This is a genomic window from Agromyces archimandritae, from assembly GCF_018024495.1.
In the GTDB taxonomy this organism is placed as follows: domain Bacteria; phylum Actinomycetota; class Actinomycetes; order Actinomycetales; family Microbacteriaceae; genus Agromyces; species Agromyces archimandritae.
Map to the genome: position 1 here is coordinate 1,658,430 of NZ_CP071696.1, position 20,599 is coordinate 1,679,028.

The following is a 20,599-nucleotide window of genomic DNA, read 5'->3' on the forward strand; positions in this document are numbered from 1 at the left end:
CGCGACCGCCTACGATCGACGGGTGGCCTTCTTGATCCTCGCCGTGGTGCTGCTGGCGGCGAACGCCGTGTTCAATCTCGTCGCGTGGCCGCGGTTCTATCCGCGTATCGCCGCCGATCCCAGGGCGCGTGACGCCGACGGGCGGCGCACGCCGTTCTACACCGTGCATCTGGTGCTGATCGTGATCGGCATCGTGCTGGGCGTCGCTTCGGCCGTGACGGCGGCGCTCCTCCTCATCTGAGATCGCACGGCGGGGCTCGTCTGAGGCCGGGCGGCGGCTCATCCGAGATCGCACGGGGGCCGGTCGCAGACCGGAGCCCCGGCGCCCCGGCATCCACTCCGACCCCTCACGCCTCCGGCACGAACAGCGCGACGGTCTCGGCGATGAGCGCCGGGCGATCCGCCCCCTCGATCTCGATCGTGACGGTCACGGCGGCCCGCACGCCCTGCGGCCCGGGCTGGACGCCGGTGAGTTCCGAGACGGCGCGCACGCGGGAGCCGCTCGTGACCGGTTGCAGGAACCGCACCCGGTCGAGGCCGTAGTTGACGACCATGGCGGTTCCGGCGACGTCGAGGTGGCCGGCGGTGAGGTGCGGGATGAGCGAGAGCGTCAGGTAGCCGTGGGCGATGGTCGCCCCGAAGGGGCCGGCGGCGGCGCGGGCCTCGTCGAGGTGGATCCACTGGTGGTCGCAGGTGGCGTCGGCGAACGCCTGGATGCGGGCCTGGTCGATCTCGAACCAGTCGCCGGCGATCCGCGTGCCGACGGCGTCGGCGAGGGCGGCGGGCGAGGCGGCTGCGATGCTCATGCGCGCGGCCCTCCGGCGACGTAGAGCACCTGGCCGGAGACGAATCCGGCGTCTTCGCGGCAGAAGAAGGCGACGGCTGCGGCGATGTCCTCGGGCGTGCCGGCGCGGCCGACGGGGATTTCCGCTGCTGCGGCGGCGAGGAAGTCCTCGAAGGGCACGCCCATGCGTTCGGCGGTGGCGCGCGTCATGTCGGTCTCGATGAAGCCGGGGGCGACGGCGTTCGCGGTCACGCCGAAACGGCCGAGTTCGATCGCGAGGGTCTTCGTGAACCCCTGCATGCCGGCCTTGGCGGCGGCGTAGTTCGCCTGGCCGCGGTTGCCGAGCGCCGAGGTGCTCGACAGGTTCACGATGCGCCCCCATTTCGCGTCGACCTGGTGGGCCTGCACCGCGCGGCTCATGAGGAAGGCGCCGCGCAGGTGCACGCCGAGCACCGCATCCCAGTCGGTCTCGCTCATCTTGAACAGCAGGTTGTCGCGGAGGATGCCGGCGTTGTTGACGAGCACGGTCGGGGCGCCGAGTTCGGCGGCGACGCGGGCGACGGCGGCTTCGACGGCTGCGGCATCCGACACGTCGGCGCCGATGCCGAGGGTGCGGATGCCGGGGGTCTCGGCCGCGATGGCTGCGGCGGTGCCGGCGGCGGTGTTCTCGTCGAGGTCGATGACGGCGACGTGGCAGCCGTCGGCGGCGAGGCGGCGGGCGGTTGCGGCGCCGATGCCGCGGGCGGCTCCGGTGACGATGGCGGTTCGGGTCATGCGGGGTCCTTTCGTCGTGCGCGCAAGCATACCGACCATGCGGTATGTTCGCGAGCGGATGCCGCCCCGCCCCCGACGAGCGCCTTCCGGCATCCACCCCCGCCCCTCCCGCACGCCCGGGCCGCAGAGTATCGTGGGGATGACTTGGGGAATCGGGGGATCACCATGGCCTGGACGGCGGACGAACTCGAACGCATCGGCGACGCCGAAGAACTGCAGGTCTCATCGAGGCGGCGCGACGGCAGTCTGCGCCCGTTCGTGACGATCTGGGTCGTCGTGGTCGCCGGCGCCGTCTACATCCGCTCGGCGTACGGCCCCGACAACGGCTGGTACCGGAGGGCGAAGGCGGCCGGCACGGGCCGCATCCGCGCGGGCGGCGTCGAACGCGACGTGACCTTCACCCCCGGCGACCCCGCCGAGAACGAAGCCGTCGACGGCGCCTACCGGGACAAGTACGCGGCGCACCCGGCGAGCATCGTCGCGACCGTCGTCGGCGAGCCGGCCGGATCCACCACGCTCCGTGTGAGCCCGGAGAGCTGAGCCCCCATGGCCGAGCTGCTGTACCGTCTGGGAAAGTTCGCCGCGGGCCGCGCCTGGTGGGTGATCGGGGCATGGATCGTGATCCTCGCGATCGCCGGCGGCGCCTTCGCGATCGGGTTCAAGGGTCTCGCGACGAACCTCGACGTGCCCGGCACCGCCTCCGAAGAGGTGCTCGACGAGCTCCAGCAGAAGCTGCCCGACCTCGCGGGCGCCTCCGGCACCGTCGTGCTGCACCGCGAGGACGGCGAGGCGTTCACGCCCGAGCAGCAGGAGCGGATCGCGGCCCTGGTGGCGGATGCCGGGAGCCTGCCCGATGTGGCGAACGTCGTCGACCCGTTCGCCACCGAGGCCGAGCGGGCCGGGCAGGCCGAGGAGCTCGCCGGCGCCGCCGATCAGCTCGAAGCGGGTCGTGCGCAACTGGATGCCGGGCAGGAGCAGCTGGATGCCGGCCTCGCCCAGCTCGAGGCGGGCGAGGCGCAACTCGCCGATGCGCAGGCCCAGCTCGATGCCGCCCGCGAGCAGGCCGAGGCGGCAGGCGCACCGCCCGAGCAGCTGGCGGCGCTCGACGCCCAGCAGGCCGAGCTCGACGCGCAGAAAGCGGCCATCCAGCCCCAGCGCGACACGCTCGAGGAGCAGCAGGCCGAGCTCGACGCGCAGCGCGCCGAACTCGAGGACCAGGCGGCGCGCGCCGAAGAGGGCGGGGAGCTGCTGCAGCTCGCCTCCGGCATCCGCCTGGTGTCGGACGACGGCGCGACGGCGCTCGTGAGCGTCGCCTTCACCGAGCCCCGCATGGAGCTCGCCGAGTCGTCGAAGCAGGCCGTCATCGACCACTTCACGGCAGAGCCGATCGACGGCGTCGAGGTCGCCTTCTCGACCGAGATCTCGCAGGGCGTGCCGCAGATCCTCGGGGTCGGCGAGATCGTCGGCGTCGTGTTCGCCGCGATCGTGCTGCTCGTCATGCTCGGCTCGCTGCTGGCGGCGATGATGCCGATCGTGACCGCCGCCGTCGGCGTCGGGGTCGGCGTGCTCGCCTCGCTCGCCTTCTCGGGGATCGTGCAGATGGCATCCGTCACCCCGATCCTCGGCGTGATGCTGGGCCTGGCTGTCGGCATCGACTACTCCCTGTTCATCGTGAACCGGCATCGGACGCAGCTGCTGCACGGCGCCGAGGTCGTCGAGTCCGCCGGGCTCGCGAACGGCACGGCCGGCAACGCGGTCGTCTTCGCCGGCTCGACGGTCGTCGTCGCCCTGCTCGCGCTGAACATCACCGGCATCCCGTTCCTCGGCGTCATGGGCACCGTCGGCGCCGTCTGCGTGCTCGTCGCCGTGCTCATCGCGATCTCGCTGACGCCGGCGCTGCTCGGCCTGTTCAAGACGCACATCCTGAGCCGGCGCGCGCAACGTCGCATCGGCGAGGTGGACCACGTCGACGCGAAGGCGAAGCCGATGCCGTGGTGGCGGGCGATCGTGACCGTGCTCGGCACGATCGTGGTGCTGCTCATCGTGGCGATCCCGGCCCTGTCGATGCGGGTGGGGTTGCCGGATGGATCCGCCGAGGCGACCGACTCGTACGCCCACCGGGCGCACGTCCTCACCGAGGACGCGTTCGGGCCCGGGGCGAACGGACCGTTGCTCGTCGCCGCCGAACTGCCGGCCGGGCTCGACGAGGCCGACCGGCAAACGGCGCAGCTCGACGTCGCGCGCACGCTCGCCGAGCAGGACGACGTCGTCGCGGTCGCGCCCGTCGCCGTCTCGGAGGACGGCGAGCTGGCCGCATTCCAGGTGATCCCCGCGGAGGGCCCGAGCAGCGCCTCGACCGAGGGTCTGGTGCGGGATCTGCGCGCGCTGCCGCCGGTGAACGACGAGATCGAACTCGGCGTCGCCGGGCAGGCCGCGATCAATATCGATATCTCGGCGAACCTCGCCGATGTGCTGCCGGTCTATCTCATCGTGGTGGTGGGCCTGTCGCTGCTCATCATGATCCTGGTATTCCGCTCGCTGCTCGTGCCGCTCATCGCGACCGGCGGGTTCATCCTGTCGTTGTTCGCGACCTACGGCGCGGTCGTCGCGGTCTTCCAGTGGGGGTGGCTCGCCGCGCCGCTCGGCATCCAGACGGGTCCGATCCTGAGCTTCCTGCCCGTCATTCTCGTCGGCATCCTCTTCGGCCTCGCGATGGACTACCAGTTGTTCCTCGCGAGCGGAATGCGCGAGGCCTATGTGCACGGGGCGAAGGCACGATTGGCGGTTTCGCTCGGATTCCGTGCGGGCCGCAACGTGGTGATCGCCGCCGGCCTCATCATGGTGTCGGTGTTCGGCGGTTTCGTGTTCGCCGAATCGACGATGATCCGCTCGATCGGCTTCGGCCTCGCCTTCGGCGTGCTCGTCGATGCCTTCGTCGTGCGGATGCTGCTGATGCCCGCCCTCATGCACATGCTGGGGTCTGCGGCATGGTGGATCCCGAAATGGCTGGACCACATCATGCCCAATGTGGATGTCGAGGGCGCGGCCCTCGAGCGCAAGCACCATGCCGCGCCGGCGGTCTCGGTGCCGGCGGGCGGGGAATCGACCTGATTCCGCGCAGTTCCGCTGATGAGCATCGGCCATCGATGCGTCATATGACCGACTGAATAGGTCATACGCGCTATTCTCGTGAATTCGCCGTGCGAGTATTGCCCGCGAATGCACATGAATGGCTACACTGTTCGCCATGGCACGCAAAATCATCCACCAGCTCGTCGACGACCTCGACGGAACCGTCCTCGAACCCGGCGACGGCGAGACCGTGCAATTCGCCCTCGACGGCCGCGCTTTCGAGATCGACCTCACCGAGGCGAATGCGAAGGAACTGCGCGACGCGCTCGCGCCCTACCTGAAGGCCGGCCGTTCGCTTCGCGCAGGCGCTCCGGCACCGCGCCGCGCCCCGCGCCGCAACCCCTCCGGTCGGGACCTGAACGCGATCCGCGAGTGGGCGCGCGGCAAGGGGCACAAGGTCTCCGACCGCGGCCGCGTCTCCGAGGCGATCCTCGCCGAGTACGACGCCGCGCACTGACCCGATCGCGGTGATCCGGCAGCGCTGATCCAGTCGCTGTGATCCGACCGCATTGAAGCGTTCGGCCGGTGGGAAGACCCACCGAGAATCGCCGAAGGCCTCGTCCGCACGTTCACGTGCGGACGAGGCCTTCGTGCTCGATGCCCGCCCTACGGGCGCGATACCACCTTGATCGCCCCGGTCTGTTCGAGCGACCGCCCTCGGGTCTCGGGCGCCATGATGTAGACGACGACGAACGCCACAAGGGTGAGAATGGCACCGAACAGCATGGTGGTTCCGGCGCCGAACGTCTCCAGGCTGATGGGCATCAGGTAGGTTCCCGTCGCCGCGCCGAACCGGCTGGCCGCAGTCCCGATGCCGACGGCACTCGCGCGATACTGCGTCGGGAAGAGTTCGTTGGGGTAGATCCAGACGAGAATGCTCGGCCCGCCGGAGAAGAAGTTGTACGAGCAGAATGCGATGAGCACGAACCAGATGGGCGATTCCGTCCAGAGCCACAAGCCGAGCAGCGGCACCGCCATGAGCAGCAACGGCACCACGGCGAGCGGTCGGCGCCCCCAGGAGTCGACCTTCGACATTGCGACGAGGGAACCGGCGACCGTGATCGCGAGGATCACCGTTTCGACCCACATTCCGGAAACCCCACCGCCATCGATGTGGAATCCCTCGAGAAGGGCGGGCAAGAACGTCACCAGTCCGTAGAGCGGGGTGACGACCGCGATGTACAGGACGCTGCACATGATGAGGCGTCGCAGATACTGGCCCCGGAACAACGGCTTCAGGTCGATCTTCGCCGGCTCTCCGACCTCGTTGCTCTGGTCGGCTTCGGCGAGGGAGACATCGACGCCGTAGATGTCCTTCGCCACGCGCTCGGCATCCGCCACGCGCCCGTTGCGCGCAAGCCAGCGCGGCGACTCCGGAATGCCGCGCCGCAGCAGGATCACAATGACGCCGAGCACCGCGGTGGATCCGAGCAGCAGGCGCCACTGCCCGTTGTCGCCGCTGATTCCCACGACGAGCGCGCCCATCATGTAGGCCGCCACGGCTCCGGCCGACCATGCCACCGCCGACGCCCCGACCATGAAGCCGCGCTTCTTCGACGGCGTGAACTCGGTCAATAGCGAGGTCGCGATCGGGTAATCGGCTCCGATCGCCACTCCGATCAAGAAGCGGAGCGCGACGAGCTGCCACGCTTCGGTCACGAACACACTCATCGCGCAGGCGACCACGAGAACGAGCAGGTCGACCGCGTACATCTTCTCCCGCCCGTAGCGGTCGGTGAGGAATCCGAAGATGGCCGACCCGATGAAGATACCGACGAGGGAGGCGGCACCGATCAGCCCCATCTCGACGGCCGATGTCTCCAGCTCTGCGCTGACCCCGACCAGCGCCACACCGATGATGCTCATTACGTAGCCGTCGAGGAACGGACCGCCGCAGCAGGCGATGAGCAGCCGCGTCAGGAATCCCTTCTTCGCCGGGTGTTCCATGAAGTCATACGAACTCATTGAAGATCCCTTCGATCTGGTGAGTGGCGCCCGGCATCGGGCGCAGAGTGTGGCTCAGGCCTCCGTCCGGTTGAGGGTTGCGTAGGCGAGACGCTCGAGCAGCAGCGAGCCGGCAAGACTCGCCTCCTGACTCATCTCGAGCACTCGTTTCGTGTGCTCGAGCGCGAGCGCGTCCCGCTCGGCGAACTCTGCGGCGACGTCGAGCGCGCGGGACAACGCTTGCCCGCGCTCCGCGACCTCGCTCACGACCCCCCACCGCTCTGCCTCGACCGCGCCGAAGCGACGCCCGCGCAGGACGAGGTCCGCGGCCCGCCCGGTGCCGACGCAGCGGGTGATGCGCGTGACGCCGCCCGAGGAGGGAAGGATCCCGATCCCGATCTCGGGAAACCCGAAGACCGCTTCGTCGTCGGCGATGCGGACATCGGCCGCGAGCGCGAGCTCGAGACCGCCGCCCAGGCAGTAGCCGGTGATCGCGGCGACCACGGGCTGCGGCAGCGCAGCGACCACCTCGTAGACGCCACCGCTCGAGCGATAGTAATCGGCGATGGCCCGGGGGGTCATCTCACGGAGTTCGGTGATATCGGCTCCGGCAGAGAAGCATCCCCCCTCGCCGGTGATGACCACGGCGCGGCTCCCCGTCACCTCCTCGCTCGAGATCGCGCGCTGCAACTCCCGCTCGAGGTGGGTCGACAGTGCGTTGCGCTTCCGCGGCCGATCGAGGGTGATCAGGGCGATGGCACCCCGACGCTCGACGGAGACGCTTCCATCGCCGGCGGTGCCACCGCCTGATTCGTTTCCCATGATCGGCCCTACTCCGCCGGTCCGCTGAAGCTGAGGAGTGCCTGGATCCCGCGCTTGTCGGCCTCATTGGCGATCACCAAGCGCTGAATCTCCGAGGTGCCCTCCCAGATGCGGTCGACGCGCAGTTCGCGCCACAGCCGCTCGACCGGGTACTCCCGCATGTAGCCGCGGCCTCCGAAGATCTGCAGGCAGCGATCCACCACTCGGTTCGACGCTTCGGACGCAGCGAGCTTCACCGTCGCCGCCTTCGCGTGCAGCGTCTTGCGGCGCGCCTGATCTCCGGCCTCGGCCTGGTCGAACTCCCAGGCCACCTGGTGCACATATGCGCGGTTGACCGCGATCTCGGCGGCGGAGTCGGCGATCATGGCCTTGATCATCTGGTGATCGATGAGGCGAGCACCTCCCTGCACGCGGTTCTTCGCCCAGTCGACGGCGAGCTCGAGGGCTCGTTCTGCGGCGCCGATCGTGCGGGCTCCGATCATCAGGCGCTCCTCGGTGAACCAGTCGCGCGTGAGCTCGAGTCCCTCACCGATCCCGCCGAGCACCGCCTCCGGGCCGACCTCGACGTCGGTGAAGTGGAACTCGGGGTGCTCGTATACGAACGTGTGGGTGTAGCGGGGGGTCTTGGCCTTCGTGATCCCCGGGGTGTCCATGTCGACGAGGAACATCGTCGGCTTCATTTCCGGCTCGACCATCGCCAGGACGATGAGGTAGTCCGCGACATCGCCGACGGTGACGAACCACTTCTCGCCGTTGATCAAGTACTTGCCGTCTTCCGTCGGGGTCGCCGTGGTGGCTGCCGTGGAGAAGTCCGATCCGGCTTCGGCCTCGGAGATCGCGACGGCGTCGCGTCGGTCACCGCGCGCGCCCGGGAGCAGGTACTGTTCCCGCTGCTCGGGAGTGGCATGCGCCAGCGGATTCGCCGGACGCCACACCGTGTCCCAGAGCGCTCCGGTGAGACGACCGAGCTGCTCCTGAACGACCGCCTGCTCGAGCACCGAGAGGCCCGTGCCGCCGAACTCGACCGGAGTGTTGATGGCGTTCAGCCCGTGATCGAGCACGGCCTGCTTGATCGTCGCGTGAGACGCGGCCGAGATCCCGTTGTTCTCCTCGCATTCGAGCTCGAATGGCTCGATCGCGTCGGCGAGGGAGCGTGCTCGGGCTTTCAGCTCGGCGAGACGAGGGCTGTAGGCGAATTCCATGGTGTGTTCCTTACTTCTCTGAGGTCTCTGGGTCGAGGATGACCCTCGCGTCGAGGGCGATCGCGCCCGCGGCCGAGACGAGCAGCGGGTTGATCTCGATTTCGCGGATTCTGAGATTGGCGGCTGCGAACGCGGAGATCTTGGCGAGGAGCTCTGCGGCCGACGCGACGTCCACGCCTGCTCTGCCGCGGAAGTCCCCGAGCATCTTGGCGGTACGCAGTGAGCGCAGCAGCGTCTCACCTTGTTCGGGATCCACCGGGGCGAGCTCGAAGGCGACGTCACCGAGCACTTCGGTGAGCACGCCGCCGGCGCCGACCATCACGACGCTTCCGAAGCGAGGATCCCGCTGGACGCCGAGGATCAGCTCGACGGATCCGGAGGCGTCCACCATGCGTTCGACGACGAATCCCGGCGGCGCGAGTTCACGCTCCATCCGCGAGAGCGCGGCGTCGAGCTCCTCGGCATCGGTGATCCCGAGGGCGACCCCGCCTGCATCCGATTTGTGCAGCAGCCCGAGCGCCTTCAGCACCACCGGGTAGCCGATGCGATCCGCCGCAGCGCGGGCCTCCGCGCCGTCGCTGACGCGCATGGCGGGTGCGAAGGGGATCCCGATGTCTGCGAGCATCTCCCGCTCGCGCCAGTAGTCGTCGCTGACGAGGGGGACCTCCGGGAGGGTGACTCCTCCGGTAGGGGTGGGTGCCCTGCGGGCGCGGTCGAGTGCCGCGAGCGCGCGGACCGCGTCCTCGATCGCCGAGCACACCGGAACACCTCGCTCCTCGAGGAGCGCTGCGGCCGGCGACGTGTGCGCCATCGTGTGGACGAGCACCGGTCTGCCGTACTCCGCGGTGAGTTCGGCCATCCGCGCGGCCGTCTGCAGCTCCTCCGCCGCCAGGCCCTCGCCGTACGAGGCGTACCCGCCGAAGTAGCCGGTCAACAGCACGGCATCGACCTCACCGCTCGCGAGGCATTCGTGCAGCACCCGGGCGAAGGACGGATTGTCCTGTTCTCCGGCGCCGGCGATGTCGATGGGGTTCGCCGTACCGGCCGAAGGGGGAAGCAATGCGGCGACCCGCTCGCTCAAGGCAGCGCTGAACTCGGGCACCGACAACCCGAACCGCTCGCAGGTGTCCGACGCGATCCCGCCGTGGCCGCCGCCGTCTGCGATCACCGCGACGCGCCGCACGACGTTTCCCACGCCATAACGCAGCAGCACTTTCGCGGCATCGGCCAGTTCGCGGGGAGTGTGGACGCGCACGACGCCGGCCGCGCGGCAGGCCGCATCGATGACGGCGGTGTCGGAGGTCAGAGCACCCGTGTGGGATTGGGCGCCGCGCATGGAGGCCTCGCTCCCACCGACGGTCATGAGTATGACGGGCTTTCCCGCCTCGACCGCGCGCGAGGCGGCCTCGGTGAATGCGCGCCCGTCGCCGAAGTCCTCGCAGTACACCGCGATCGCGCGCGTCGCCTCATGCTCGATACAGGCATCGATGAGTTCTGCGGCTGTGACATCCGCTTGGTTTCCGAGCGAGACGAAGCGGGAGAAGCCGTGGCCGTTCTGCTGCAGGAAACCGCTGAGCTCGAGCGCCATGTTGCCGCTCTGGGAGAACAGTGCGAGTTCGCCCTCCGGCATGGGGTTGGAAGCGAGCGTCAGCCCCGAGGCCGCATCCACGACGCCGAGACAGTTCGGCCCGACCAGCACGGCTCCGGCATCCCGCACACGGCGCACGATGCGGTCCTGGATCGCGCGGCCCTCTGCGCCGAGTTCGGCGAACCCTGCCGTCACCCCGACGATCGCGCGGGCCCCTGCGGCGAGCGAGTCTTCGACGGCCTCTTCGAAGCCGGAGGCGGGAACCGTGATCACCACGAGGTCGACCGGCTCGCCGATCTCCTCCAGGGAGCGGACGGGCGGACGCCCCCGCACCGAGACTCCGCGCCGGTTCACGAGGTGCAGCTCACGGCGGCCGAGCATTCCGAGGGCCTGAACGCTGATCCAGTTGCCGTACTTCGTCTCGTCGTTGCTCGCGCCCAGGATCGCGACCGATCGCGGCTCGAACAGTCCGGTGAAATCCCGTGCCGTCATCACGCGTTCTCCCCCGGTGCCTCGACGAGCGGTGGCACCGGACGACCCGTGCCCCATGCGTCGCCGCCGCCATCGACGACGATCTGGGTTCCGGTGATGAACGAGGCCGCCGGCGTCGCGAGGAACGTGACCAACGCCGACACATCCCACTCCGTGCCCAGCCTGCCCAGCGGAACTCCCTGGGCCCACTCACGGCGAGCAGACTCGTCGTACTGCTGCTGCAATCCCTCGGTGTCGATGGTGCCCGGGTTCACGCAGAGCGTGCGGATCCCGTATTGGCTCCACTCGAGCGCCAGGCCGGACGCGAGGTTCTCAAGCGCCGCCCGCGCCGAGGTCGCATGCACCATCTGAGGGATCCCTCGCCTCGGAGAGAATCCGATGAAGAAGATCACACCGCTCAGCCGGGGGATCATCGAACGTGTCGCGACTTCTCGGGTCACCATCCAGCTGCCGTCGACGGCGAGCCGGTGTACCGCGCGCCACCCCTTCGGCGTGATGTCCTCGGCCGGTGCCATGAACTGGCCGCCCGCGTTGTTGACGAGCACATCGACGGCGCCGAACCGATCGAGCGCGGCATCGACCATGCTGGTCACCTGGTCGGCTTCACGGATGTCGGCAGTCACGACGAGGCAGTCCGCCCCCACGAGCGCGGCTTCGTCGCGGGTGGCCAGCAGCGGCTCCTCGCGACGACCGGCGAGAACGAGCGAGGCGCCTGCGCGTGCCGCGTCGAGCGCGATCGCGCGACCGATTCCACTTCCGGCTCCTGTGACGAGCACGACTTTCCCGCTCAGTGCGTCAGACCGCAGCACCCGTGAGCCCGGGGAGCTCCCCAGCAATTCAGACATCTTCGTCTCCTCATTTACCGTGGCGCTCACGCGCTACTCGAAGCCCGAGGCCACAGGAAGCAGCTCGACTCCGGAGCGAGGTTATGCTGACTCCAGAGTCAGTGTCAACCGAAGCCCGGATATGCCCCGCTTAATGGGGGCGCGTGCGAACCGCGGTGGTAGGCGGTAGCGAGCGACTGATCGAGCAGTCAATCTCAGGTCGGGACGGCATGGCACGGCTACACTCGACTCATGAATTCGCGCGCCCGCAACGCCGCCGGCCCGTCGCCCGCTGGTACCTCGCCGTCGAGGCCGTCGGAGAAAGCCCCGATCTCCCGCGCCGACGAACCCGGCGAGGCGAAGAGCACCCGCGCACGAATCCTCGATGCCACCGCTCGACTGATCGCGGAGCGCGGCTTCCACGCCGTGCGGGTTTCCGACGTCGCGCGTGAGCTCGGGATCAGCACGAGCCTCGTGCACTACCACTTCGACGGCAAGCACGACCTGCTCAACGATGCGCTCATGCACGCAGTGGATCGCGCGTTCAACCGCCAGAGCGACGTGCTCAAGCGCATCGATGACGCCCACGAGCGCCTGCTGACCCTCATCGATATGCAGCTGCCCCGGATGGGGGAGCTGCGCGACGAGTGGTCGATCTGGGTGCAGTTCTGGGCGGAGGCGACCGTGCGCCCCGAGTTGCGCACGGCGCACCAGGGATACTACGACCGGTGGTATGAAACGGTGCAACGCACTGTTCAGCGCGGGAAGCGCCAGAACATCTTCCGCTCCGACGTCGATCCGGAGACGGTGGCCCATCGGCTCACTGCGATGACCGACGGGCTCGCAATCCAGTACCTCACGGGGTCACCCAGAATCACGATCACCGCAATGAAGGAGATCCTCGTGCGCTACATCTCGGACGAGCTGCTGCCGAAGTAGTGCCACGAAGGCCGGGTTATCGGTCAAGAGGAGTGGATGGGATCTCGGTCGAGCCGCGGAATCATGCGGTGAATCAGGGATCGCAACGTTGGCGGTGCCCGTCGTGCGTGTCCTGGCTGACCGGGAAGAGCACCCAGGGCGAGATCGACGGCACGCCGAGCTCGGCGAACCGTTCGCGAACGATGTGCAGGTCGCGTTCATGGGCTGGCCCGAACGGCTGCGCGCCCCCATGCGGGCGTGGACCGAGAAGAACCGGCGCGCCACCCGGGAGCTCGATCGTGCGGCGATGGAAGAGGTCGCGAACGAGTTCGACGGCTACATCCGCGAGCAGCTCGCGGACCGCCGTGCGAGCGGCGAGCGCGACGACCCGACGGGGCGACTGCTCGCCGAACACGTCGACGGCCGGCCGCTCAGCGACGAGGAAATCGTCTCGACGATCGCAATTGGACCGTCGGCGAACTGTCGACGATCGCGGCATCCGTCGGCATCGTCGTCGCCGCCCTCGCCCGGCATCCCGAACGGCAGCGGATGCTGCGCGCACATCCCGGGCTCGCCGACGCGGTCACCGACGAGCTCATCCGCATCGACGACCCCTTCGTCGGCAACCGCCGCCGCACGACCGAACCGGTCGAACTCGGCGGCCGCGTCATCCCGACCGAGGCGCGCCTCATGGTCTACTGGGCGGCCGCGAACCGCGACCTCGCCGCGCTTCGGCGACCCCGAGGAGTTCCGAGTGGATCGCGACCCGGCCCTGAACCTCGTCTACGGGCGCGGAGTGCACGCCTGCCCGGGCGCACCGCTGGCCCGCCTCGAGCTCCGCGTCCTGCTCGAGGAGCTCTTCGCATCCACCCCGAGATCCGCCCCGCCGGCGACGGCACCCGCGCCCGCTTCCCCCGTCGCCCGGTCCCCTGCCCGCCCGCGCCAGCAGCCAGAAGTGCCGATCTCCCGCCGGAGTGCCGACTTCCCGGCACTCCCACGGGAGATCGGCACTCCTACGCGTCGCTTCGCGGGAGATCGGCACTCCAGCAGGAGATCGACACTCCGGCGGAGAATCGGCACTCCGGCAGCAATTCGGCACTCCTACGGGAGATCGGCACTCCTACGCTGCCGCCGGGTCCGCCGACGGTTCGCGCATCGCCGCACGCGAGCCGAGGTACAGCGGCACGGCGGCGGCGAGCAGCACGGCCGCGCCGATCCATCCGCTGATCCCGCGAATGCCGGGCATCCAGAACAGCGCGACCGCGCCGATCCCGACGAGCACGCCGGCGAGCACTCCGTACAGGCGGATGCCATAGAGCGAGATGAAGGTGAGATAGTGGGCGCCGACGATGATGAGCGATGCCGGCAGGAACAGGGTCGGCTCGAGGATGCCGAGCGCGATCGCCACGAGGAGCCCCGCCGGCACTGGGCCTCTTCGACATCCACGTGCCGATCCTGGCACGCGCCGGCCGCGAGCGGAACAGCTGCCGCCGCCCGGTCGCCCTCCGCTCCAGCCGCACCGCTGTCGCTGCCAGAAGTGCCGATCTCCCGCCTGAGTGCCGACTTCCCGGCACTCCCACGGGAAATCGGCACTCCTAGCCTCCCGCCGGCAAAGCCGCCGGTTCGAGCGTCGCCGAGGCCGCGAGTGAAACAGACGCCGCGCGACCCCTCGCTGCACGCAGGAGCCGCTGCGGTCGGGAATAACGCCGCACACGCCGACGGCCCCGGGGAACCGTGGTTCCGCCGGGGCCGTCGTCTCGTGCGCGAGGGGGGACTTGAACCCCCACACCCTTGCGAGTACTGGCACCTGAAGCCAGCGCGTCTGCCAATTCCGCCACTCGCGCGTGAGCACCGGCACGCATCGCGCACCAGCCAACAGAGACTAACACCTCCCGGCTGAGATTCCCATTCGGGCCGGGCCTGGGCCGGACCAGGGCCGACCCAGGGCCACCCCGGGCCGACCCCCGGGCCAGAGGGCTGGACCCCGGGCCGGACCCCGGCGCGGACGCCCGCCCACGCCCGCCCCGACCCAGTGAAGCGTGTGAAGGGCACTCGCGCAGCCGGGGCCCGCCGCATAGCATCGAAGTGCGGGTTGCGCCAGGCCCGGGCTTCGGGAGGAAGGACCGCCGTGCCCTCACGCGACAGTGCCGCGACGCTCGATCCGAGCGTCATCCGCGGCTACCTCTTCGATCTCGACGGCGTGCTCACGCCGACCGCGGTCGTGCACATGCACGCGTGGTCGCGCCTGTTCACGCCGTTCCTCGCCGCGCGCGGGGCTGCGCCGTACACGGACGACGACTATTACGCGTGCATCGACGGCAAGCCCCGCTACGACGGGGTTCGGGCGCTGCTGGCCAGTCGCGGCATCGTGCTGCCCGAGGGCGACGGGTCATCGGGTGCGGATGCCGCGAGCACCGCTCCCCCGGCATCCACCGCCCCCAAAGACACCGCCCGCGAGAACACCGAAGACACCGACACCGTCCGCGCCCTCGGCGACCGCAAGAACGCCCTCTTCACCGAGACCCTCGACGAGGAGGGCGTCACCGCATACCCGGGCTCGGTCGCGTTCCTCGACGCCGTGCAGGCGGCGGGATGCCGGGTGGCGGTCGTGTCGAGTTCGAAGAACGCCCCCGCGGTGCTCGAGGCTGCCGGCATCGCCGACCGTTTCCCGGTGGTCGTCGACGGCGCGGTCGCCTCGGCGCAGCATCTGCCCGGCAAGCCCGCGCCCGACACGTTCCTGCGTGCGGCCGAGCTGATCGGCCTGCCGCCTGCCGCCTGCGCGGTGGTGGAGGATGCGGAGAGCGGCGTGCAGGCCGGCGCGGCGGGCGGTTTCGGCATCGTCATCGGCGTGGATCGCGGCGTCGGCGCGGCGCGCCTGGCCGAGCTGGGTGCGGAGCTCGTCGTGAAGGACCTCGCGGATCTGGTGCCGGCCGTGAGAGGCTCGGAGATCGTGCCGGCGGATGCCGGTGCCGAGCTCGATGCCCTGCAGGGAAAGGAACACCCCCGGTGAGATTCGCCGACGACGACCCGCTGAACCGCGGCCGCTTCCCGATCGAGGAGTGGGCGCTCGTCGAGACCGAGTTCAGCGAGGCCGATCAGGGCCGCACCGAGACGCTGTTCGCGGTCGGCAACGGGTATCTGGGTCTTCGCGGCAATGTCGAGGAGGGCCGCACGGGGTATCTGCAAGGCACCTTCGTGAACGGGTTCCACGAGACGTGGCCGATCCGCCACGCCGAGGAGGCGTACGGCTTCGCGCGTGTCGGCCAGACGATCGTGAACGCGCCCGACGGCAAGGTGATCCGTCTGTACGTCGACGACGAGCCGCTCATCATCACCGAGGCGGAGCTGCTCAACTACGAGCGGCGTCTCGACTTCCGGCTCGGGTCGCTGTCGCGTTCGATCGAGTGGCGGACGCCGTCGGGCAAGAAGGTGCTGATCACCAGCCGGCGGATGACGAGTTTCATCGACCGGCACATCGCCGTGGTGGATTACGAGGTGGAGCTGCTGGATGCTCCTGCGGCGGTGACGATCTCGAGCCAGATCATCAACCGGCAGGACGGCCGTGACGAGTACCGTTCGCGGGTGCCGCAGGTCACCGACGGCACCTTCGACCCGCGCAAGGCGGAGCAGTTCACCGACCGGGTGCTGCAGCCGCGGCTGCAGCGCGAGAACGCGGGCCGCTATCAGCTGGGCTATCAGTGCACGAATTCGGGCATGACGATCGTGGTCGGCGCCGATCATCGCATCACGACCGACAACGAGTACACCGAGCGCGGCATCGTCGAGGAGGACCTCGCCGAGCACAGCTACCGGATCCGCGCCCAGCCGGGCAAGCCGATCCGGGTGACGAAGATCCTGAGCTACCACACGGGCGCGGCGGTGCCGGTGCGAGAGCTGGCCGGCCGCAGCGAGCGGGCGCTGGATCGGGCCCGGGATCAGGGCGTCGGGCGGCTCTTCGCCGAGCAGCGGGCGTGGCTGGACGATTTCTGGGACCGTGCGGATGTCGAGGTGACGCCGCAGTCCGAGTTGCAGCAGGCGATCCGCTGGAACCTGTTCCAGCTCGCCCAGGCGACGGCCCGAACCGACGGCGGCGGCGTGGCGGCGAAGGGCGTGACGGGCTCGGGTTACGGCGGCCACTACTTCTGGGACTCGGAGGTGTATGTGATGCCGTTCCTCAGCTACACCTCGCCTGCGGTCGCACGCAACGTCCTGCGATTCCGGCACAAGATGCTGGATGCGGCCAGGGCCCGGGCTCTGGAGATGAATCAGCGCGGGGCACTGTTCCCGTGGCGCACGATCAACGGCCTCGAGTCGAGCGCGTATTACGCGGCCGGCACCGCGCAGTACCACATCGACGCCGATATCTCCTTCGCGCTCATGCAGTACGTGCGGGCGTCGGGAGATGTCGAGTTCCTCGCCCACGGCGGCATCGACATCCTCGTCGAGACGGCGCGGATGTGGGAGGACCTGGGGTTCTGGCGCGTCGGCGAGGACGACGTGTTCCACATCCACGGCGTCACGGGGCCGGACGAGTACACGACGGTCGTGAACGACAACCTGTACACGAACGTGATGGCCAGGGCGAACCTGCAGGCGGCGGCGGCCGCGGTCGATCACGTGCAGGTGGAGGATCCGGAGGCGTATCAGCGGGCGGTCCACCGGCTGGGCTTCACCGCCGGCGAGGTCGCCGAGTGGCGGCGCGCGGCGGCGCATATGCACATCCCCTACGACGAGCAGCTCGGCATCCACCCGCAGGATTCGCAGTTCCTGCAGAAGGAGCTGTGGGATCTCGAGCACACGCCCGAGGACCGGCTGCCGCTGCTGCTGCACTACCACCCGCTCGTCATCTACCGCTTCCAGGTGCTGAAGCAGACGGATGTGGTGCTTGCCCTGTTCCTGCAGGGCGACCGCTTCACCGATGCGCAGAAGCGCGCGAATTTCGAGTACTACGACCCGCTGACCACGGGCGATTCGACGCTTTCGGCGGTCGTGCAGTCGATCATCGCGGCCGAGGTCGGGTATCACGAGCTGGCGATGCGCTACTTCCGGGCGAGTCTGTTCGTGGATCTGGCCGATCTGCATCACAACGCCTCGGACGGGGTGCATGTGGCATCCACCGGCGGGGTGTGGGAGGCGATCGCCTACGGTTTCGGCGGCTTCCGCGACCACAATTCGCATTTCACCTTCGACCCGCGTCTGCCGGACGGCTGGGAACGGCTCGTGTTCCGTCTGACGATCGCCGGTGCGCGGCTCCGGGTGCGGATCGAGCACGCCTCGATCTCCTTCGAGCTCGAGACGGGCGAGGAGGCACGCGTGTCGGTGCGGGGCCGGGATGTGCTCGTCGTCGCCGGCGAGGAGGTCACGGTGCCCCTCGACGGGCAGGGTCCGCGCCTGCGCGGCCGTCCGTCGGTGCACGGGATGAGCGGGGTGCGCCGTTCCGACGGCACGCTGCTGACGGCCTCGATCCCGACGATCTCCCTCGACGTCGACGTCGACGAGGCCGAGGCGGGCCTGACGGTCGACTGAGCGGATGCCGTGAGGCGCCGGATTCGGCGAGGACGGCAGATCCATCGGCGCCGATCCAGCGGGTACGGCTAACATGCAACAGAACCACGCCAACCGGATCGGGAGACCTGTGGGCCTACTGGACAACTTCGAGAAGGGTCTCGAGCGCGCCGTGAACAGCGCGTTCGCGAAGACCTTCCGTTCTGGACTCCAGCCGGTGGAGATCAGTTCGGCGCTGAAACGCGAGATCGACACGAACGCGGCGATCGTCTCGCGCGACCGCGTGCTCGTGCCGAACACCTTCACGGTGCGCATGGCGCAGGACGACTACGACCGCATGGCCGGCCTCGGCCCGGCGCTCATCGACGAGCTCACCGGCGTCGTGCAGCGGCATGCCGCGAGCCAGGGTTTCCAGTTCGCCGGCGGCATCACCATCGGCTTCGCGCCCGACGAGTCGCTTTCGGTCGGCATCGTGCAGATCGATTCGCACAGTGTGAAGGGCGAGGTCGCCTGGACGCCGGTGCTCGACGTCGCCGGTCGCCGCTATCCGATCACGAAGGGCCGCACGATCATCGGGCGCGGCCGTGACGCCGACGTCACCCTCGACGATTCGGGCGCCTCGCGCAAGCATGCCGAGGTGCAGTGGGACGGGCGGCGGGCGCGCGTGCGCGACCTCGGCTCGACGAACGGCACGCAACTGAACGGCGCCCCGGTGAAGGATGCCGTGCTCGAACCCGATTCGGTGATTTCCATCGGTCGCAGCCGTATCGTGTTCCGGGTGATCGCACAGGCATCCGGCGGCGCCCAGCCGGCCGGCAGACGGCACGACCCGACCATGTGGGGGCCCGCCTCATGACGAACCCCAGTGAACTGACCCTCGTCGTCCTGCAGCTCGGCTTCCTGCTGCTGCTGTGGATCTTCGTGTTCACGATCGTGTACGCGCTGCGCAGCGACCTGTTCGGGCAGCGCGTGCGCAAGCTGCAGCCGGCGCAGCAGGCCGAAGCCCCGGTGGCGGCGGCGTTCCCGGCATCCGCACCCACCGCCGCGGCCCCGCCCCAGCCTGGGGGTCAGGCGACGGCCGAGAACGCTTCGAAGCTCGTGATCACGTCGGGGCCGAAGGCCGGTGCGGAGTTCCCGCTCGGCCGCGACGAGATCACGATCGGCCGCTCGAGCGATTCGGCGATCATCATCCGCGACGACTACACCTCCACCCACCACGCTCGGCTCATGCTGTGGAACGGCGGGTGGATGCTCCAAGACCTCGATTCCACGAACGGCACCTTCCTCGACGGCTCCCGCGTGACCGTGCCCGTCCCGGTCCCGCTCGGAGCCACGGTGAAGGTCGGGGCGACGACGTTCGAGCTCCGGCGGTAGTCCATGGCCTCGGTCAAGGCGAGCGCGGCGGTCTCCCACGTCGGCAGGGTCCGTTCGAACAACCAGGACTCCGGCTATGCCGGGCGGCGACTGTTCCTCGTCGCCGACGGCATGGGCGGGCATGCGGGCGGCGATGTCGCCAGCGCGATCACGACGCAGTACATGCAGCGCGCCGACGTGGACTTCGGCGATGCCCGCGAGGCGGCGGTCGGCCTCGAGGAGGCGCTGCTGGAGGCGAACCGACGCCTGGCCGAGACGGTCGCCGAGCACACCGAGCTCACCGGGATGGGCACGACGTTCAGCGGCATCGTCGTCGAGGGCGACCGGGTCGCGATCGCCCATATCGGCGACTCCCGCATCTACCTGTTGCGCGGCGGCGAGCTCAGCCAGATCTCCACCGACCACACCTTCGTGCAACGGCTGGTGGACTCGGGGCGCATCACGGCCGAAGAGGCGATGGTGCATCCGCGCCGTTCGGTGCTCATGCGCGTCCTCGGCGATGTCGAGTCGACCCCCGAGATCGACACGCTCGTGCTCGACACGCGCGCCGGCGACCGCTGGCTGATCTGCTCCGACGGTCTGTCGGGCTTCGTGTCGTTCGAGACCCTGCACGAGCTGCTGGATTCGGAGGCGAGTGCGAAGCTCGTCGCCGACCGGCTCGTGAAGGCCTCGCTGGATGCCGGCGCCCCCGACAACGTGACGGTCGTGCTCGTCGATATCGGCGAACCGCCGGCTCCCGAGACGCCGCCGCTCATCGTGGGCTCTGCGGCGGCCCCGCTCGCGTTCGGCGCGGCGGCCGAGCCGGTCAAGCCACGCGGCATCCGCCTCACCCCGTTCCGCCCGCATCCGGTGCAGGAGACGCACTTCGAGCCGGACAGCGAGGAGTACTTCGACGAGATCATCGAGGAGGACGCCCGCCGGCGCCGGCGCCGGCGCATCGTCTGGGGGTTCTGGATCGCCCTGCTCGTCGTGGCGATCGTCGCGGTGTTCGGGCTCGGCTACCAGTGGACGCAGACCCGGTACTACGTGGGCGAGTCGAACGGGCGCGTCGCGATCTTCCAGGGCATCCAGCAGGACCTCGGGCCGATCTCGCTGCACGAGCTGCACGAGGAGACCGAGGTCGACGTGTCGGAGCTGCGCACCTACGACCAGCAGCGGATCGAGCAGACCATCAGCGCCGATTCCCTGTCGGATGCGCGTGCGATCGTCGAGCGTCTGGAGGCGTCACTTGACTGAGCAG

Annotated in this window: 19 protein-coding genes and 1 tRNA gene; 10 read left to right on the forward strand and 10 right to left on the reverse strand. The window is 69.3% G+C overall.

The genetic code is table 11. The annotated features are described in order from the left end of the window. The first annotated feature begins 31 nt into the window (after window positions 1-31). Window positions 32-241, forward strand: coding sequence for an SCO4848 family membrane protein (locus G127AT_RS07465; protein ID WP_210901537.1), 210 nt, complete (start codon window positions 32-34; stop codon window positions 239-241). A gap of 106 nt (window positions 242-347) precedes the next feature. Here the strand turns inward: G127AT_RS07465 and G127AT_RS07470 are convergent, their stop codons facing one another. Together G127AT_RS07470 and G127AT_RS07475 are read right to left on the reverse strand one after the other, a co-directional pair. Then, window positions 348-806, reverse strand: a complete 459-nt coding sequence (locus G127AT_RS07470; RefSeq protein ID WP_210901539.1) for a MaoC family dehydratase — start codon at window positions 804-806, stop codon at window positions 348-350. Beyond that, the gene (locus G127AT_RS07475; RefSeq protein ID WP_210901541.1) at window positions 803-1,558 is read right to left on the reverse strand and encodes an SDR family oxidoreductase; all 756 of its coding nucleotides are present in this window, start codon (window positions 1,556-1,558) and stop codon (window positions 803-805) included. The genes G127AT_RS07470 and G127AT_RS07475 overlap by 4 nt, the downstream gene beginning before the upstream one ends. Window positions 1,559-1,723: 165 nt before the next feature. Between G127AT_RS07475 and G127AT_RS07480 the strand changes: the two genes are divergently transcribed. The 3 genes from G127AT_RS07480 to G127AT_RS07490 all read left to right on the forward strand — a co-directional run bounded on the left by G127AT_RS07480 (window position 1,724) and on the right by G127AT_RS07490 (window position 5,147). Further along, window positions 1,724-2,098: a DUF2255 family protein gene (locus G127AT_RS07480; protein ID WP_210901543.1), complete on the forward strand. Its 375-nt coding sequence runs from the start codon at window positions 1,724-1,726 to the stop codon at window positions 2,096-2,098. 6 nt (window positions 2,099-2,104) lie between these two features. Next, window positions 2,105-4,669 (forward strand): MMPL family transporter, encoded by a 2,565-nt coding sequence (locus G127AT_RS07485; protein WP_210901547.1) that lies wholly within the window; start codon window positions 2,105-2,107, stop codon window positions 4,667-4,669. A gap of 136 nt (window positions 4,670-4,805) precedes the next feature. Next, window positions 4,806-5,147, forward strand: coding sequence for a histone-like nucleoid-structuring protein Lsr2 (locus G127AT_RS07490; protein ID WP_210901549.1), 342 nt, complete (start codon window positions 4,806-4,808; stop codon window positions 5,145-5,147). 149 nt (window positions 5,148-5,296) lie between these two features. Here G127AT_RS07490 and G127AT_RS07495 read toward each other — a convergent pair whose 3' ends face one another. The 5 genes from G127AT_RS07495 to G127AT_RS07515 are packed head-to-tail and all read right to left on the reverse strand — an operon-like array spanning window position 5,297 to window position 11,583. After that, window positions 5,297-6,655 (reverse strand): MFS transporter, encoded by a 1,359-nt coding sequence (locus G127AT_RS07495; RefSeq protein WP_210901550.1) that lies wholly within the window; start codon window positions 6,653-6,655, stop codon window positions 5,297-5,299. A gap of 54 nt (window positions 6,656-6,709) precedes the next feature. Then, window positions 6,710-7,456: an enoyl-CoA hydratase/isomerase family protein gene (locus G127AT_RS07500; RefSeq protein ID WP_210901551.1), complete on the reverse strand. Its 747-nt coding sequence runs from the start codon at window positions 7,454-7,456 to the stop codon at window positions 6,710-6,712. Between the two features lie 8 nt (window positions 7,457-7,464). Next, entirely contained in the window at window positions 7,465-8,658 is a 1,194-nt protein-coding gene (locus G127AT_RS07505; protein WP_210901553.1) for an acyl-CoA dehydrogenase family protein, read from the reverse strand. Between the two features lie 10 nt (window positions 8,659-8,668). Beyond that, window positions 8,669-10,738: an acetate--CoA ligase family protein gene (locus G127AT_RS07510; RefSeq protein WP_210901555.1), complete on the reverse strand. Its 2,070-nt coding sequence runs from the start codon at window positions 10,736-10,738 to the stop codon at window positions 8,669-8,671. Further along, window positions 10,738-11,583: an SDR family oxidoreductase gene (locus G127AT_RS07515; RefSeq protein WP_210901557.1), complete on the reverse strand. Its 846-nt coding sequence runs from the start codon at window positions 11,581-11,583 to the stop codon at window positions 10,738-10,740. The genes G127AT_RS07510 and G127AT_RS07515 overlap by 1 nt, the downstream gene beginning before the upstream one ends. Before the next feature lie 231 nt (window positions 11,584-11,814). Between G127AT_RS07515 and G127AT_RS07520 the strand changes: the two genes are divergently transcribed. Further along, entirely contained in the window at window positions 11,815-12,501 is a 687-nt protein-coding gene (locus tag G127AT_RS07520) for a TetR/AcrR family transcriptional regulator (RefSeq protein ID WP_210901559.1), read from the forward strand. A 73-nt stretch (window positions 12,502-12,574) separates the two neighbouring features. Here the strand turns inward: G127AT_RS07520 and G127AT_RS07525 are convergent, their stop codons facing one another. The 3 genes from G127AT_RS07525 to G127AT_RS07535 all read right to left on the reverse strand — a co-directional run bounded on the left by G127AT_RS07525 (window position 12,575) and on the right by G127AT_RS07535 (window position 14,324). Then, a complete protein-coding gene (locus G127AT_RS07525) occupies window positions 12,575-12,979 on the reverse strand; it encodes a hypothetical protein (protein ID WP_210901561.1) in 405 nt (134 codons plus the stop codon). 621 nt (window positions 12,980-13,600) lie between these two features. Then, a complete protein-coding gene (locus tag G127AT_RS07530) occupies window positions 13,601-13,906 on the reverse strand; it encodes a DUF7010 family protein (RefSeq protein WP_210901564.1) in 306 nt (101 codons plus the stop codon). Between the two features lie 334 nt (window positions 13,907-14,240). Next, window positions 14,241-14,324: transfer RNA gene (locus tag G127AT_RS07535), tRNA-Leu, on the reverse strand. Between the two features lie 383 nt (window positions 14,325-14,707). Between G127AT_RS07535 and G127AT_RS07540 the strand changes: the two genes are divergently transcribed. The 5 genes from G127AT_RS07540 to G127AT_RS07560 all read left to right on the forward strand — a co-directional run bounded on the left by G127AT_RS07540 (window position 14,708) and on the right by G127AT_RS07560 (window position 20,595). Continuing rightward, window positions 14,708-15,490 carry an HAD family hydrolase gene (locus G127AT_RS07540; RefSeq protein WP_244857931.1) on the forward strand — a complete coding sequence of 261 codons (783 nt, stop codon included), beginning with the start codon at window positions 14,708-14,710 and terminating at the stop codon, window positions 15,488-15,490. Then, window positions 15,487-18,006 carry a glycoside hydrolase family 65 protein gene (locus tag G127AT_RS07545; RefSeq protein WP_244857829.1) on the forward strand — a complete coding sequence of 840 codons (2,520 nt, stop codon included), beginning with the start codon at window positions 15,487-15,489 and terminating at the stop codon, window positions 18,004-18,006. Before G127AT_RS07540 ends, G127AT_RS07545 begins: the two co-directional genes overlap by 4 nt. A gap of 109 nt (window positions 18,007-18,115) precedes the next feature. Next, a complete protein-coding gene (locus tag G127AT_RS07550; protein WP_210901567.1) occupies window positions 18,116-18,841 on the forward strand; it encodes an FHA domain-containing protein in 726 nt (241 codons plus the stop codon). Continuing rightward, window positions 18,838-19,359 carry an FHA domain-containing protein FhaB/FipA gene (locus tag G127AT_RS07555; RefSeq protein ID WP_210901569.1) on the forward strand — a complete coding sequence of 174 codons (522 nt, stop codon included), beginning with the start codon at window positions 18,838-18,840 and terminating at the stop codon, window positions 19,357-19,359. The genes G127AT_RS07550 and G127AT_RS07555 overlap by 4 nt, the downstream gene beginning before the upstream one ends. Window positions 19,360-19,362: 3 nt before the next feature. Continuing rightward, window positions 19,363-20,595 carry a PP2C family protein-serine/threonine phosphatase gene (locus tag G127AT_RS07560; RefSeq protein ID WP_210901571.1) on the forward strand — a complete coding sequence of 411 codons (1,233 nt, stop codon included), beginning with the start codon at window positions 19,363-19,365 and terminating at the stop codon, window positions 20,593-20,595. The last annotated feature ends 4 nt before the right edge of the window (window positions 20,596-20,599 follow it).